Genomic DNA, 15,415 nt, shown 5'->3' with positions numbered 1-15,415 from the left:
ACGACACGATGCGCGTCTACATCCCGGCGACGATTCCGCTGCTGCGCCAACTCGTCGACGAGCAGCAACTGCTCCCGCTCGGCGCGACCGCGTTCGCCGTGACGCCCGCGCTGCGCGAGGCCTACGCCGCGGGCGACGACGAGGAGCTCGCCGAAGTGGCGATGCAGGAAGCCGCCCGGGCCTCCATGCGGTTGATCGGCGCCGAGCGCGACGGACTCGACGATCTCGACGACGACGCCGAGGGCTCGGCCGCCACCCCGGGCGGCCCGGTGTATCGGCGCGCGGTGATCGCGGCGGATGTAGCGGGGGCGAAACTGCGGCCCGATCTCGACGATGCTGTGGTGAAGCTGTCGGGGCCGGTCACCTTCAAACAGGTCGCGGCCGTGCATGTGGACCTGGCCGAGGCCGAGCCGCAGGTAGCCAAGGCGGTGGACGTCATCGACGCCGCTGACCTCGGCGATACCGACGCGGAATTCGTGCTCGGTGACGCGGAGGACCACCAGCTTGCCTGGTACGCACCACAAGAACTGCCGTTCCTGCTCGAGCTGTTGTAATTTGCGGCGGGCGGCGGCGGGGTTGCCCAATGTTCACAACTGGCGCTGAACCTACGATGCCGTAACCTGGCTGCGAGAGGGCTACCCCACGGTGGACCGGATGCACGACAGGGAGAAATCGCACAGCATGGTCATCGACAAGTTCCGGGAATGGCTCGAAGCACCGGCGGCGCAGGTCGCCGACCGCGGCGGCAAGCTGAATATCTTGCGCGGCGCGGTAGCCCGGGTCACCACTCCCCTGCTGCCCGACGACTATCTGCATCTGGCCAACCCCCTGTGGTCGGCACGCGAACTGCGCGGGCGCATCGTCGAGGTCCAGAAGGAGACCGCCGACTCGGCGACCCTGGTGATCAAGCCGGGCTGGGGCTTCGATTTCAAGTACCGCCCCGGGCAGTACATCGGCATCGGCATCCTGATCGACGGCCGCTGGAACTGGCGTTCCTACTCGCTCACCTGCCCGCCGGACTGGACCGGCGAGGGCGGCAAGCGGCTCATCTCCATCGCGGTGAAGGCGATGCCGGAAGGCAAGTTGTCCAGCCACCTTGTCAACGGGGTGGCCGCGGGCACCATCGTGCGGCTGGCCGCGCCGCAGGGCGGGTTCGTGCTGCCGGAGCCGCCGCCGGCGAAGGTGCTGTTCCTCACCGCGGGCAGCGGGATCACCCCGGTCATGTCGATGTTGCGCACGATGGACCGGCGCGACGGCGTCAACGATGTGGTGCACGTCCACTCCGCACCCACCGACGCCGACGTGATGTTCGGCGCCGAACTGCGCGCCCTGCACGACAAGCACCCCAGCTTCGTCTCCCACCTGCAGCTCACCGATGCCCACGGCCTGTTCTCCCTGGCCAGCCTCGACGAGCTCTACCCCGACTGGCGCGAACGCGAGACCTGGGCCTGCGGGCCTGCCCCGATGCTCGACGCGATCGAAAGCCACTGGAAGAACGCGGGTGTGGGCGACCAGCTGCACATCGAGCGCTTCGAGGTGGAACGCTCCGCGATCGGCGAGGGCGGCACGGTGACCTTCGGCACCACCGGACGCACCCTCACCGTCGACGGCGCCACCAGCCTGCTCGAAGCCGGTGAGTCCGTCGGCGTGCAGTTGCCCTTCGGCTGCCGGATGGGCATCTGCCAGACCTGCGTGGTGACGCTGTCCGCGGGACACGCCCGCGACCTCCGCAACGGCGACGAACGTCAGCCCGGCGACAAGGTGCAAACCTGCATCTCCGCCGCCGCCGGCGACTGCACGCTGGACATCTAACCGGTTGCCGAACCGCCGAGCGGGTACCCTTGACCTATGCGTCGGCCACAACCCGTGACCGGCGGCTATCGCTTAGGCCCCTCACTTCGATCAATGCCTGAGGGCGCGACTTAGGATCACTCACAGGCCGAACAGCATCGAGGCGACAGCCCTAGGCGCGCAGCGCCGGGTTTTTCGGCGTCTCGATTCCGGACTCGCCGAAGAGTGCGACCGAGCAGCGCCCTCGACCAGGCAAGATCGAGGTTCCCAGGCCGAGAACCCGCGGCATCAGCTGCTGATAATCAACAGGAGGACCCCCGGTGGCCATCACCGATATTCAGGCCTTCGCCCATCTGACGGCGGCCGACATCGAGACACTGGGGAAAGAACTCGATTCGATCCGCCGTTCGGTGGAGACCTCCCGTGGCGAGCGCGACGCCCGCTACATCCGCCGCACCATCGCCGCCCAGCGAGCTCTCGAGGTCGCCGGGCGCGCGGTGCTGTTCGGCAGCCGCAATCGCTGGGCGTGGCTGGGCGGCACCGCGATGCTCTCGGTCGCCAAGATCATCGAGAACATGGAGCTGGGCCACAATGTGAGCCACGGCCAATGGGATTGGATGAACGATCCCGAGATCCACTCCACCACCTGGGAGTGGGACATGACCGGCACCTCGGCGCAGTGGCGCCGGGCGCACAACTATTCGCACCACACCTACACCAACGTGCTCGGCAAGGACGAGGACCTCGGCTTCGGCATTCTGCGGATGACCCGCGACGAGGCGTGGCGTCCGGTGCATCTGGTCCAGCCCGCCGCCAATCTGCTGTTGGCCGCGACCTTCGAGTGGGGTATCGCGCTGCACGATCTCGGCATCGAGAAGGAGCTGGCCGGCGTCGAGGGCGTCACGATGACCTCGCCGCCCGACATCGAGTTCTACCGCAAGGCGGGCCGTCAGGTCGCCAAGGATTTCGTGATCTACCCGGCGCTGACCGGCCCGGCCTGGAAGTCGACGCTCAAGGCCAACGCCACCGCCAACCTCGTCCGCAATCTCTGGTCGTACGCCGTGATCTTCTGCGGCCACTTCCCCGACGGCGCGCAGAAGTTCACCGCCGAGCAGCTCGACGGGGAGACCCAGGGCGAGTGGTACCTGCGCCAGATGCTGGGCAGCGCCAACTTCAAGGCCGGCCCCGTGATGGCGTTCATGAGTGGCAACCTCTGCTACCAGATCGAGCACCACCTGTTCCCCGACCTGCCGAGCAATCGGTACTCGGAGGTGGCGGTCCGGGTGCGCGAACTGTGCGACAAGTACGACCTGCCCTACACCACCGGATCGCTGGGCAAGCAGTACCTGCTGGCCTTCCGCACCATCCACAAGCTGGCGCTGCCGGATCGCTTCCTCAAGCGCACCGCCGACGATGCGCCCGAGACGTCGTCGGAGCGCAAGTTCGCCGGCATCTCGCTGCCCGACAGCCTGCGGGTCGACCCGGAGACCGGAAAGCGTTTCGGTCTGCGCTCGGCGCTGCACGATGCCAAGGTCTCGCTGGAGATCAAGGCGCGGCACGAGAAGGAAGTGCTGCGCGAGGCGAAGACGGCGCTCAAGGCTCGAGCCCGGCAGGAGAAGCTGGCGCTGCGCGAGGCCAAGCGGGCATTGGGTGAACGCGCCGTGCGCGAACGGGGCGTGTTGCGGGACAAGGCAGCTCGTCGCATGGCTCGCCATGCTCGATAACATTTCCATCTCGATCGCGCAATAGGACTTATCACACATTTCGTCCCGAAAATCGCCAACCTACGCTCTCGTAACTTACGGTACTGTAGCCGCCATGGCGATCTCGGATGTCAAGGAATACGCGCACCTCACCGCAGCGGATGTCGAAGCTCTAGGCGCGGAGTTCGATGCGATCCGCCGGGAGATCGAATCCTCTCGCGGCGCAGCCGACGCGCGCTATATCCGCAACGTCATCCGGCTACAGCGCGCGCTCGAGATCAGCGGCCGCACGGTGCTGTTCGCCAGCTTCCTGCCCCCGGCCTGGCTGGCCGGCGTCGCCCTGCTCGGCTCCGCCAAGATCATCGAGAACATGGAGATCGGGCACAACGTCATGCACGGGCAGTGGGACTGGATGAACGATCCGGAAGTCCACTCCACCTCCTGGGAATGGGACAACGCCGGCCCGTCGGCGCACTGGAAGATCACCCACAACTTCCTGCACCACAAGTACACCAACGTGCTCGGCATGGACGACGACATCGGCTACGGCCTGCTTCGCGTCACCCGTGACCAGCGCTGGATGCCGTTCTACCTGGGCAACCCCATCTACAACTTCCTGCTGCAGGCGCTGTTCGAGTACGGCGTCGCGATCCAGCACCTCGAGCTGGGCAAGGTCGCCAAGAAGAAGTGGGCCAAGGACTCGCCCGAGTGGAAGCAGTTCGAGGCCGACCGCACCCTGGTCCTGAAGAAGATCGGCAAGCAGGCCGCCAAGGACTACGTGGTCTTCCCGCTGCTCACCGGCCCGTCGTTCGTCACCACGCTCACCGCCAACATCGCCGCCAACGTGATGCGCAATGTGTGGACCAACGCGATCATCTTCTGCGGTCACTTCCCCGACGGCGCCGAGAAGTTCACCAAGGCCGACATCGAGAACGAGACCAAGGGCGAGTGGTACCTGCGCCAGATGCTGGGCAGCGCCAACATCAGCGGCGGACCGCTGCTGCACTTCATGAGCGGCAACCTCAGCCACCAGATCGAGCACCACCTGTTCCCCGACCTGCCGAGCAACCGCTACGCCGCCATCGCGGTGCGGGTGCGCGAGCTGGCCGAGAAGTACGACCTGCCCTACACCACCGGTTCGCTGCCGGTGCAGTACTTCAAGTCGTGGCGCACCATCCTCAAGCTGTCGCTGCCGAACAAGTACCTGCGCCACACCACCGACGATGCGCCGGAGACCAAGTCCGAACGCCTGTTCGCCGGCAACACCACCCCCTCGATCGACCCGGTGACCGGGCGTCGCCAGGGACTGCGCACCGCGCTGGCCGCCGGCCGCAAGCTGGCCCGCCGGACCATGGCCTGACCGGCTGCGGTTGTATGGTCGGCGTGAGTGCCGATCAGCTGAGCGTCTACGACGCGATCCGTTTGCGTCGTGACGTGCGCGCCGAATACACCGGCGAACTCGTCGACGACGACACCCTCCTGCGGATCCTCGACGCCGCGCATCGCGCGCCCAGCGTCGGGAACTCACAACCGTGGGACTTCGTGGTGGTTCGTCAGGCCGAGACCCTGCGCCGTTTCGCCGACCATGTGGCGGACAAGCGGGTCGAGTTCGGCGCGGCGCTGCCCGCCGAGCGCGCGATGACCTTCGCGCCGATCAAGATCGACGGAATCGTCGAGAGCGGTACGGGTGTGGTTGTCACGCACGATGATTCGCGTGGCGGGCCGCAGGTGCTCGGGCGGGCGAGTGTGCCGGAGACCGGCGTGTACTCCACCGTGCTGGCGATCCAGAATCTGTGGCTCGCGGCGACCGCCGAGCAGGTGGGGGTGGGCTGGGTGTCGTTCTACGATCCGGAATTCCTGCGCGAACTCGTCGGCCTGCCCACCGGGATCAAGCCGGTGGCCTGGCTGTGCGTGGGCCCGGTCGACGCGTTCCAGCAGGTGCCGGACCTGGAACGTTTCGGGTGGCGGTCCGGCCGATCGTTGACCGAGGCCGTACATCACGAGACCTTCGGCGGCTGAACTAACAAGATCCGGACACCCGCACAGCGGATGCCCGGATCGGTCAGGGTTCTAGGCCAGCTTGATCAGGCCGTAGTCGAAGGCGTGTCTGCGGTAGACCACCGACGGGCGGTCGGTCTCTTTGTCATGGAAGAGGAAGAAGTCGTGACCGACCAATTCCATCTGATAGAGGGCGTCGTCCACCGACATCGGCGTCGCGGTGTGCACCTTGGTGCGCACGATGTGGCCGGGGCCCGTCTCGTCGATTGCCTCGTCGTGGTCGTGGGCAGCGGAACCGTCCGGCGGGGTGAACAGCGACTCGTCGACCAGTGTGGCAGTGGCCTGCGCGACCGAGACCGGCGTCTTGTCGCCGTAGTGCACGACGCGCCGCTTGTCCTTGGCCCGGCGCAGTCTGCTCTCGATCTTCTGGGTGGCCGATTCGAGCGCGGCGTAGAAACTGTCGGCGCACGCCTCGGCGCGCACGATCGGTCCACGGCCGCGCGCGGTGATCTCCACACGCTGACAGGCCTTGCGTTGACGACGGTTGCGTTCGTGGAACAGTTCCACATCGAAGAGGAAGATCGACGGGTCGAAGCGCTCTAACCGAGACAGCTTCTCCGCGACGTAGATTCGATAGTGGTCAGGGATTTCGACGTTGCGACCGGAGACCACCACTTCGGCGTTCGGGGTCTCGAAGTCGATCGTCTCGGTGGCACCGTTCTGGAGTGCCGTGGTGGGTTCAGCATCTTGCACTGATGCCCGTGAAGAAGTCGTCACGCGTACCTCCCGGATATGGCCGCACAACTACCAACGTAGGGCGGCGGGATTGAGCTGTGCCGATCGGGAATCGCCCGGCACCTGTATCCGCGGCACCACCTCCCAAACTTGTGGTTCGGTGTGTGCTCGCGACGCTAGTCCGCCATCGGCAAGTCCGCCACTGTTCACGCGAACTTTCATCAGTCAAGCCGCGCAGGTCACCAAAACCGCGCGCGGAACTATGCCGATCCGGCTGAGAACACGTGTCGATTCGCAGGCGGTGGCACCGGTGGTGAGCACATCGTCTACCAGCACTACCTGGGCTTTCGCGCTGACGGCGACCCATTCGTCCGGTTCGGCGACAGTCATGATCTTGCCGCGCACATTGTGGGAACGCTCATGCGTCGTCAAGCCCACCGAATCCCGGACACCGCGTGCCATCCGCAGCAGCGGCACGCTCCGGCAATCGATCAGCCACCGTGCCGCGACCTCGGCCGAGCAGGCCACCGGGTCACCACCGCGTCGGCGCGCCGCCGCGGTTCTGGTCGGCGCGGGCACGAGCAACAGCGGGCGATCGGGGGCACGCAAGCGGGCAAGCGCGTGGGCGAGCGCCAGCCCGAGTGGGGCAGCGAGGTCGCGCCTGTTCTGTTCCTTGGCTGCCAGCACCGCCCGCTTGCCCACACCGGCGTAAGGACCGAGCGCCCAGCACGGAACACCGGGATCAGCGCGCGGCCGCACCCGGACGGGATCGCGGCCGAGTTCGGCCGCGCACTCGGCGCACCAACTCTCGCCGACCGCACCGCAGCCACCGCACCGATCGGGCAGGATCAGGTCCAGCAGGGTTCTCATAGCGCACGAGCATGACAGCGGGCACCGACATGATCAGCTCGGCAAGACCGGCACAACCCGTTCTCCGGTCAATCCGGGTACCTCACGCCAGAAACGGTCGTTGCGGGTCGGATCGGCGGTCTGTAGCTGCAGGACGGCCCGGGAATCGGCCACGTACTGCGTGGCCGGGGCCGCCGTCACCACCCGCACCGGCGGAGTGAGGTTCTGCGAGGTCACCGCACTGAACTGCGAACCGTCGATGGAGACGGTGAAGACCGGGTCGACATTGCCCTCGCGGGCCACCATGATCGTGTCGCCGGTGACCCAGCTCAACGACACCGCGCGCGAGCTCAGGCCGAGCGCGACCGGCAGCGGTGAGGTGAGCGCGTACTTGCCGTCGGGGCGACGTTGGACCACCGCCACATACACCTTGCCGTCGGCGATCAGCGCCGCGCGCACGCCGGTGCGCGAAACCACCACCTCGCTGATCGGCGGACGTGGAGCGCCCGCGCCTTCGAACAGGGCCGTGATGTCGACGTCCTCGGTGGAGACATTGCCGGTGGCCCGATCGGTGACCGCCCGGATGACCCGGTCACCGTCGATCACAGTCCAGGCGGCGCCGCCGTCGCTGGTCCAGGACGGACGGGCGATGCTGGCACCCTCGGCGACCGCGAACGCCTTGGCCCCGTAGTTGCCGATGAGCAGGGTGCGGGCGGCTTCTGGCAGCGGTTTGCCGGAGTCGGCGACCGCGGCGACGAACTGTCCGTCGGCCGAGATGCCGACGGACTGCAGGTTGGTCGCCTCGCCGAAGGAACCACTCGGGGTGACGATCCCGTCCGGGGTGACCTGCACCAGGGCGCCGTTGCGCAAGGCGTGCAGGCCGATCCGGTTCTGGCCGGGCGCCGAGGCGCTGTACTGGTCGACATCGGCGACCGACCAGCCGTTGGCCGCGTACCGGTCGTCGAGCGGTTTACCGTCGGCGAGCAACACGTACGGTCCGAGGATGTCGGCGCCGGCCAGGGTGAGTACCACCTGCGCGGCGAGCAGTTCGCGATCGCGCTGGCCGAGTCCGCCGATCCCGGCGAAGTCGATGCGCACTCCCCCGATGCCGACACCGACGTCACCCGGTTCGTTGTTGGCCTTGGTGATCGGACCGCGCAGCGAGACCGGCTGCGCCAACTGGTTGCGCACCACCGGGGCGATCGTGGACTGCGGGCCTTCGGCGAGCATGCCGATCAATCGCTCGGTGAGCTGGGCGCGCGGCACCGAGATCCAGCGCGGATCCGGGACCAGGAGCGAGTTACCCGGGTCGATGTAGTGCAGGACGTAGCGGTGGTAGGACTTGACGAACGCGTCGTTGCCCATCACGACGCCCGGCGGCAGCTCGGTGATCCGCCACTCGCCGTCGATCTTGCTCATCTCGATCTTGTTCTCGAGCGTGCCCTCGGTGGCGCGGTAACCGCCGTCGCGGGCGAGCTCGCCGACCTTGCGGGCGCGCAGCACATAGCTGGCCTTGTCGCCCGACCGCGACTCGCGCAGGGTGTCGGGGCGATCGTCGACGATGGTGGTGCTCGCCTCGTCGTTCCAGCTGCCCGCTGTCTCGGGCGCCATGTACTGGCGGGCCGCGGCGTGCTGGTTGGTGGGGTCGGCGCTGGCGGTGAGGAAGTCGCCCAGCAGCAGGTCGGGGTCGCGGCCGGAGGTCGGCGGGGTCGGGCCCTCGGAGGTGGGCGCGCGGTTGATCGTGCCGAGTGCCTGCGGTGCGGAGGACTCCGGCAGGCTGGCGCACCCGGTGAGCACCATCAGCCCGGCCAGAACCGCCGCGACCAGTGCGGCGCCGTGCCGATCCCGACGATCACCACGCGCACTAGTCATGACTTCCTGTCTCTGGTCTCGGTGGGCGTCGACTCGTCGCGGTCGGCGTCGGCGGGGGCCGCGTCGTGGCCGTTGGTCGCCGGGTGCGCGCCTGCCGCAGGCGGTTCGATACCGGAATCGTCGGCCGAGGGGTCGTCTCGCGGTTCGTCGCCCGGTTCGTCTCCCGGCTCGACGACCGTCAGTTCGACAACAGTCGAGGCGGGTCCGGCCGAGTCGGCTCCGGTCGGCTCCACGTCGGCCGTCTCCGATCCCGTCGCCTCGTCCGCGGTCGGTCCGGCCGGTTCTGCTTCGACGGTCGTCGGCTCGGGTTCGGCTTCCGGCAGCGCGGGGACCTTGCGCAGCATCGGTTCCAGGGCGAGCGGGCTCTGCCCGAGTTTGCGGCCGCGCACCATCGGGAGCAGCAGCCGGAAGCTCGCGCCGACGCCGGGATCGCCCCATGCCTCGAGCCTGCCCTCGTGCAGATTCGCGTCCTCGACGCTGATCGACAAGCCGAGCCCGGTGCCACCCGAGCGACGCACCCGCGAGGGGTCGGAGCGCCAGAACCGGTTGAACACCAGCTTTTCCTCGCCCGGCCGCAGCCCGACGCCCTGATCGCGCACCACAGTCGCGACAGCGTTGGACTCGGCGTCGCCGCGCATGCGGATCAGCACCGGCTTGCCCTCGGAGTGGTCGATCGCGTTGGCCAGCAGGTTGCGCAGCACGCGCTCGACGCGGCGCGGGTCGACCTCGGCGACCACCGGCTCCTCCGGCAGATCGATCACCACCTCGACCTGGGCGTCGCGAGCCAGATGGCGGACCGTGGAGATCGCGGCACGCGCGCACATCCGCACATCCAGCGATTCGATCTGCAGTTCGGCCACACCCGCGTCATGGCGGGAGATCTCGAGCAGGTCGTTGAGCAGGCCCTCGAACCGGTCCAGTTCGTTGACGAGCAGTTCGGAGCTGCGCGCGAGGGCGGGATCGAGATCGTCGCTGGAGCCGTGGATGAGGTCGGCCGCCATGCGCACCGTGGTGAGTGGGGTGCGCAGTTCGTGGCTGACATCGGAGGTGAAGCGGCGCTGCAGATTGCCGAATTCCTCGAGCTGGGTGATCTGGTTCGACAGGCTCTCGGCCATCTCGTTGAACGCTTGCGCGAGCCGGGCCATGTCGTCCTCGCCGCGCACCAGCATGCGTTCTTTGAGTCGGCCGTCGGCGAATCGGCCCGCGATCCGCGCCGCCGACCGGATCGGCAGCACCACCTGCCTGGTCACCAGCGCGGTGATCGCGGCGAGCAACACCAGCAGCACCACGCCACCGATGAGCATCGTGCCGCGCATCAGCGACAGGCTCGATTCCTCGCTGGCCAGCGGGAAGATCAGGTAGATCTCCAGGGTCGCGACCTCGGCGCTCGGGCTGCCGATGACCAGCGCGCGCCCGCGGTAGCCGTCGGGGTCGGCGACGGTGGTGAACTGGTAGGAGACCTGATTGCGCTGGACGAATCGGCGCAGCTCCTGCGGCACCTCGGCGAGCGGTCCGGCCGCGATCTCGTGTGGCGGAGTGCCGCCGACCATCGCCAGCGCCGAGTCGAAACTGCCCGCGGCGCCGCTGGACTGCCCGGTGCCACCACGGCTGGACAGCGCGGCTCGCGCGTCGGCGAGTTGCTGATCCTGGCTGTTACCGGACGGAACGCCGGACATCTTGTTCTCGATCGTGCTGCGGGCACGATCCATCTCCTCGACAGCCGCGTTGATCTTGGCTTCGAGGAGCCGGTCGGTGATCTGACCGGTGAGCACGACCCCGAGGATCGTGATCACGATGAGCGACAGGGTCAACGTCGAGACGATGACCCGCAGCTGCAGCGATCGGCGCCACAGGTGGCCGAGTGCGGTCCCGACGGCCTGGAACCAGGCCATGATCGGGCTCGCCCATCGCCGCAGCTGCGCCACTGGACCAGTGGTCACAGCGGCGCCCCGCAGTGACCGATCACGGCGGTCCGGCCTTGTAACCGACGCCGCGCACGGTGAGCACGATCTCCGGGTTCTCCGGATCCTTCTCGACCTTGGCGCGCAGTCGCTGCACGTGCACGTTCACCAGACGGGTGTCGGCGGCGTGCCGGTAGCCCCACACCTGTTCGAGCAGTACCTCGCGGGTGAACACCTGACGCGGCTTGCGCGCGAGCGCGACCAGCAGGTCGAACTCCAGTGGGGTGAGCGAGATCTGCCCGGGGCCGCGGGTCACCTTGTGCGCGGGCACGTCGATGACGATGTCGGCGATCGAGAGCAGCTCGGCGGGCTCGTCCTCGGTGCGGCGCAGACGCGCCCGCACCCGGGCGACGAGCTCCTTGGGCTTGAAGGGTTTGACGATGTAGTCGTCGGCACCGGACTCCAGGCCGAGGACCACATCGACCGTATCGGTCTTGGCGGTGAGCATGACGATCGGAACGCCGGAATCGGCCCGCAGCACCCGGCATACGTCGATACCGTTCATGCCGGGCAGCATCAGGTCGAGCAGTACCAGGTCGGGGCGGATCTCCCGCACCGCTGACAGGGCCTGTGTGCCGTCGCCCACCACATGCGGGTCGAACCCTTCCCCGCGCAAGACGATGGTCAGCATCTCAGCGAGTGCCATATCGTCGTCGACGACCAGAATCTTGGGCTTCATAGTCCTATGTTGTCATCTCCATGGCCAGGATCGGGCCGCCACGCCATTAATGGTGTGAACCCGTCGCGTATCCAACCTTATCCGGAAAAGATTTCCGAGCAGAGGGTGAGTAACGCAGGCCTATCGTCATCGGATCGGTATGTCCACCACCGGCCGAACCAGTCGCGGTCGGCGAGTTCACGATAGACCTCGCCGGTGCGCCGCTGCAGACCGCCGTCCCGTTCGTAGGCATCGAGGGCGCGGGTGTCGTCGAGTTCGCCTCGGAGCCGGGCGCGTTCGGCCGCCACCTCGGTGGGCACGTCGAGCAGAACGGTGAGATCCGGCGTCGGCAGTTCGAGTCTGCCGAACTCCAGATCGCCCACCCACGACACGATTTGGCCGTCGGCGTCCTGGTGCGCCCGCGCGGCCGAGTAGGCCGCGTTGGACGCCACCCACCGGTCCAGGATCACGATGTCGTTGCCGCCCAACAGGTCCGACAGCTCGGCGCGCGCCGCCGCCCGGTCGAGCGCGAACATGATCGCCATGCCGTTGATCGAGCCGGCCAGGTCGCCGTTGCCCCCGCGCAGCGCCTCCGCCGCCAGATCGGCGTGGATCGAATGCCCGTATTGCGGAAAGGCCAGACTGTCCGCCCGCAGCCCCTTGGCCGACAATTCGGCGATCAGTCCATCGATCAGCGTGCGTTTGCCTGCCCCGTCGAGCCCTTCCACCGCGATCAATACACCCATGCGGTGAGATTACCGCGCTCGCGCGCAAGCCCTCGCACCTCACCGTCACCCCAGAATTGCGGTCTGGTCGCCTACCGGCCCGGCGAACGAGGATCCCCCCATGACAACGATCGTCCGCACCACCGCCGCCGCGCTCGCCATCACCGCCGCCGTTGCCTGCGGCACCGCCTCCGTTGCCTGCGGCACCGCCTCCGCACAGACAGCGGCCCCGACCGCCGCCCCCGACGCGGGGTCGTCGGCAGCCTTCAATTCGGTGATGTGCGCGCTGCTCGGGATCAGCAGCGAGCACAACATCTTCTGCACGGGTCTGATCATCGGCTAGTCGAGGCCGAACATGCCGGTGGCCCGTCGACCAGCTGGTTCGACGGGCCACCGTTGTCAGTGATCAGTAGCGGTAGTGCTCCGGCTTGTACGGGCCTTCCACGTCCACGTTGATGTACTCCGCCTGATCCTTGGTGAGCTTGGTCAGGGTGCCGCCGAGGGCCTCGACGTGGATCTTGGCGACCTTCTCGTCGAGGTGCTTGGGCAGGCGGTAGACCTCGTTGTCGTACTCTTCCGGCTTCGTCCACAGCTCGATCTGGGCGATGACCTGGTTGGAGAAGCTGTTGGACATGACGAACGAGGGGTGGCCGGTGGCGTTGCCCAGGTTCAGCAGGCGACCTTCGGACAGCAGGACGATCGCCTTGCCGGTCTCCTGGAAGGTCCACTCGTCGACCTGCGGCTTGATGTTGATCCGGGTCGCGCCCGAACGCTCCAGCGCCGCGATGTCGATCTCGTTGTCGAAGTGGCCGATGTTGCCCAGGATCGAGTGATCCTTCATCGCCTTCATGTGGTCGAGGGTGATGATGTCCTTGTTGCCGGTCGAGGTGATGACGATGTCGGCGTCGCCGATCGCCTGCTCGACGGTGACCACGTCGTAGCCGTCCATCAGCGCCTGCAGCGCGTTGATCGGGTCGATCTCGGTGACCTGCACGCGCGCGCCCTGGCCGGCCAGCGACTCGGCGCAGCCCTTACCGACATCGCCGTAACCGCAGATCAGCACCTTCTTGCCGCCGATGAGCACATCGGTGCCGCGGTTGATGCCGTCGATCAGCGAGTGGCGGGTGCCGTACTTGTTGTCGAACTTGGACTTGGTGACCGAGTCGTTGACGTTGATCGCCGGGAACACCAGCTCACCCGCGGCGGCGAACTGGTACAGCCGCAGCACGCCGGTGGTGGTCTCCTCGGTGACGCCCTTGACCGAGTCGGCGATGACGCTCCACTTGGTCTTGTCGGCCTCGAGGCTCTCGCGCAGCAGGTCGAGGAACACCGTGTACTCGGCCGAGTGATCGGCGTCGGCGGGCGGAACCAGACCGGCCTTCTCGAACTGCGCGCCGCGCAGCACGAGCATGGTCGCGTCGCCACCGTCGTCGAGGATCATGTTGGCCGGGGCGTTCGGCCAGGTGAGCATCTGCTCGGCGGCCCACCAGTACTCCTCCAGCGTCTCGCCCTTCCAGGCGAAGACGGGGATGCCCTTGGGCTCCTCGACGGTGCCGTTCGGGCCGACCACGATGGCGGCGGCGGCGTGATCCTGGGTGGAGAAGATGTTGCAGGAGGCCCAGCGCACGTCGGCGCCGAGAGCAACGAGGGTTTCGATCAGGACGGCGGTCTGGACCGTCATGTGCAGCGATCCGGAGATTCGCGCGCCCTTCAGCGGCTGGACGTCGTGGTATTCACGGCGCAGCGCCATCAGGCCCGGCATCTCGTGCTCGGCGAGGCGGATCTCCTTGCGGCCGAATTCGGCCAGCGAGAGGTCTGCCACCTTGTAGTCGATGCCGTTGCGGACGTCGGGGGTGAGCTCGGTGCGCGCGGGGAGTTCTGAGGTCGTCACGTTGGCTAGGTTACCGTCTGGGGCCGCGCGAGTTCCCCTCCTCCGCCGAGGTGGAGTCTCAGGCCGCCGCGCGGTATCGGGCCAGCAACCGTCGCGGCTTCGCGGGCGAGACATTGGCCAGGCTCAGGTCGCCGCCGTAGTGCGCCGCGACCTTGGGGTCCATCACCGCACGCCACAGCGGCGGAACGGCCGCGAGCACGATCATGGTGGCGTACCCGGCGGGCAGCTGCGGAGCTTCTTCGCTGCTGCGCAGGGTCTGGTAGCGGCGGCCCGGGTTGGCGTGGTGGTCGCTGTGGCGCTGCAGATGGAACAGGAAGATGTTGGTGACCAGGCGATCGGAGTTCCAGCTGTCGCGCGGGGAGCACCGTTCGTAGCGGCCGTTGGGCTTGCGCGCGCGCAGCAGCCCGTAGTGCTCGACGTAGTTGACGGTCTCGAGCAGCGCGATGCCGATCGCGGCCTGGACGGCCAGCCACGGGAGGATGGACGGGCCGAACACGAGCGTCAGCGAACCGAACAGCACCGCCGTCATCGCCCAGGCCTGCAGGATGTTGTTGTCGGCGCTCCACCAGCCGCGACCCTGCCGGAGCAGGCGGGCGCGCTCGAGGTGCACGGCCGACCGGAACCCGCCGATCACGCTGCGCGGCAGGAACTCCCACAGCGATTCGCCCAGCCGGGCGCTGGCCGGATCCTCAGGGGTTGCCACGCGGGCGTGGTGTCCGCGATTGTGCTCGACGAAGAAGTGCCCGTAGCCCGACTGGGCCAGCGCGATCTTCGACAGCAATTTTTCGGCACTCTCCACCCGATGACCCAATTCGTGGGCGGCGTTGATGCCGATGCCGCTGACGAAGCCGACCGTGGCGGCCAATCCGAGCTTGTCGACCAGGGCCAGCTCGGGGCTCGTCCACATGAAGCAGGCCACGCCGAGGCTGATCAACTGGATCGGCAGGAACAGGTAGGTGCACCACCGGTAGTACCGGTCAGCGGAGAGCGCCGCGTAGTCCTCGTCGCGGGGATTGTTGCCGTCTTCGCCGACGATCCAGTCCAGCACGGGAATGGCGATCAGGACGATGACAGGCCCTATCCACCAGAACACTTCAGCCTTGGTATGGAACACCAGCTGGGAGGGCAACAGCGCGCTCGCCGGGGCGATCAGCCCTAAAGCCCAGAGATACCGTTTGGGATCACGAAGACCCCCCGGTTTGCCAACCGTTTGCACACCCGCTCCGCTACAA

Annotated in this window: 14 protein-coding genes; 6 read left to right on the top strand and 8 right to left on the bottom strand. The window is 67.5% G+C overall.

The genetic code is table 11. The features are described 5' to 3' along the window. The first annotated feature begins 8 nt into the window (after positions 1-8). The 5 genes from ACFVVI_RS28575 (at position 9) to bluB (ending at position 5,513) form a co-directional block, all read left to right on the top strand. Positions 9-554: a DUF6912 family protein gene (locus tag ACFVVI_RS28575; RefSeq protein ID WP_387447577.1), complete on the top strand. Its 546-nt coding sequence runs from the start codon at positions 9-11 to the stop codon at positions 552-554. Between the two features lie 100 nt (positions 555-654). Beyond that, positions 655-1,812 carry a ferredoxin reductase gene (locus ACFVVI_RS28570; protein WP_378993530.1) on the top strand — a complete coding sequence of 386 codons (1,158 nt, stop codon included), beginning with the start codon at positions 655-657 and terminating at the stop codon, positions 1,810-1,812. A gap of 299 nt (positions 1,813-2,111) precedes the next feature. Then, a complete protein-coding gene (locus tag ACFVVI_RS28565) occupies positions 2,112-3,515 on the top strand; it encodes a fatty acid desaturase family protein (protein WP_378993529.1) in 1,404 nt (467 codons plus the stop codon). 94 nt (positions 3,516-3,609) lie between these two features. Next, a complete protein-coding gene (locus tag ACFVVI_RS28560; RefSeq protein ID WP_387447554.1) occupies positions 3,610-4,854 on the top strand; it encodes a fatty acid desaturase family protein in 1,245 nt (414 codons plus the stop codon). A gap of 14 nt (positions 4,855-4,868) precedes the next feature. Beyond that, positions 4,869-5,513 (top strand): 5,6-dimethylbenzimidazole synthase, encoded by a 645-nt coding sequence (bluB, locus tag ACFVVI_RS28555; protein ID WP_387447553.1) that lies wholly within the window; start codon positions 4,869-4,871, stop codon positions 5,511-5,513. Between the two features lie 51 nt (positions 5,514-5,564). On the opposite strand, the gene hpf is transcribed toward bluB, so the two are convergent. The 6 genes from hpf to ACFVVI_RS28525 all read right to left on the bottom strand — a co-directional run bounded on the left by hpf (position 5,565) and on the right by ACFVVI_RS28525 (position 12,313). Further along, positions 5,565-6,194 (bottom strand): ribosome hibernation-promoting factor, HPF/YfiA family, encoded by a 630-nt coding sequence (hpf, locus tag ACFVVI_RS28550; RefSeq protein ID WP_378993572.1) that lies wholly within the window; start codon positions 6,192-6,194, stop codon positions 5,565-5,567. A gap of 258 nt (positions 6,195-6,452) precedes the next feature. Beyond that, positions 6,453-7,097 carry a ComF family protein gene (locus ACFVVI_RS28545; RefSeq protein ID WP_387447552.1) on the bottom strand — a complete coding sequence of 215 codons (645 nt, stop codon included), beginning with the start codon at positions 7,095-7,097 and terminating at the stop codon, positions 6,453-6,455. Between the two features lie 33 nt (positions 7,098-7,130). Beyond that, on the bottom strand, positions 7,131-8,948 hold the full coding sequence (gene lpqB, locus ACFVVI_RS28540; RefSeq protein WP_387447551.1) for an MtrAB system accessory lipoprotein LpqB: 1,818 nt from the start codon (positions 8,946-8,948) through the stop codon (positions 7,131-7,133). Further along, complete coding sequence (gene mtrB, locus ACFVVI_RS28535) at positions 8,945-10,840, bottom strand: MtrAB system histidine kinase MtrB (RefSeq protein ID WP_387447576.1); 1,896 nt, start codon at positions 10,838-10,840, stop codon at positions 8,945-8,947. The genes lpqB and mtrB overlap by 4 nt, the downstream gene beginning before the upstream one ends. 70 nt (positions 10,841-10,910) lie before the next feature. Beyond that, a complete protein-coding gene (gene mtrA, locus ACFVVI_RS28530) occupies positions 10,911-11,588 on the bottom strand; it encodes an MtrAB system response regulator MtrA (RefSeq protein ID WP_056813049.1) in 678 nt (225 codons plus the stop codon). Between the two features lie 77 nt (positions 11,589-11,665). Continuing rightward, the gene (locus ACFVVI_RS28525; protein ID WP_378993525.1) at positions 11,666-12,313 is read right to left on the bottom strand and encodes a dTMP kinase; all 648 of its coding nucleotides are present in this window, start codon (positions 12,311-12,313) and stop codon (positions 11,666-11,668) included. Positions 12,314-12,413: 100 nt separating this feature from the next. On the opposite strand from ACFVVI_RS28525, the gene ACFVVI_RS28520 reads away from it, so the two are divergent. Next, a complete protein-coding gene (locus tag ACFVVI_RS28520) occupies positions 12,414-12,635 on the top strand; it encodes a hypothetical protein (protein WP_387447550.1) in 222 nt (73 codons plus the stop codon). 63 nt (positions 12,636-12,698) lie between these two features. Here ACFVVI_RS28520 and ahcY read toward each other — a convergent pair whose 3' ends face one another. Both ahcY and ACFVVI_RS28510 read right to left on the bottom strand, forming a co-directional pair. Further along, the gene (ahcY, locus tag ACFVVI_RS28515) at positions 12,699-14,183 is read right to left on the bottom strand and encodes an adenosylhomocysteinase (RefSeq protein ID WP_387447549.1); all 1,485 of its coding nucleotides are present in this window, start codon (positions 14,181-14,183) and stop codon (positions 12,699-12,701) included. Between the two features lie 58 nt (positions 14,184-14,241). Then, positions 14,242-15,399 (bottom strand): alkane 1-monooxygenase, encoded by a 1,158-nt coding sequence (locus tag ACFVVI_RS28510; protein WP_387447548.1) that lies wholly within the window; start codon positions 15,397-15,399, stop codon positions 14,242-14,244. Between the last annotated feature and the right edge of the window lie 16 nt (positions 15,400-15,415).

It is taken from the genome of Nocardia sp. NPDC058114 (genome assembly GCF_042884695.1).
Classification (GTDB): Bacteria; Actinomycetota; Actinomycetes; order Mycobacteriales; family Mycobacteriaceae; genus Nocardia.
This window is presented reverse-complemented; position numbering and strand designations above follow the sequence as displayed.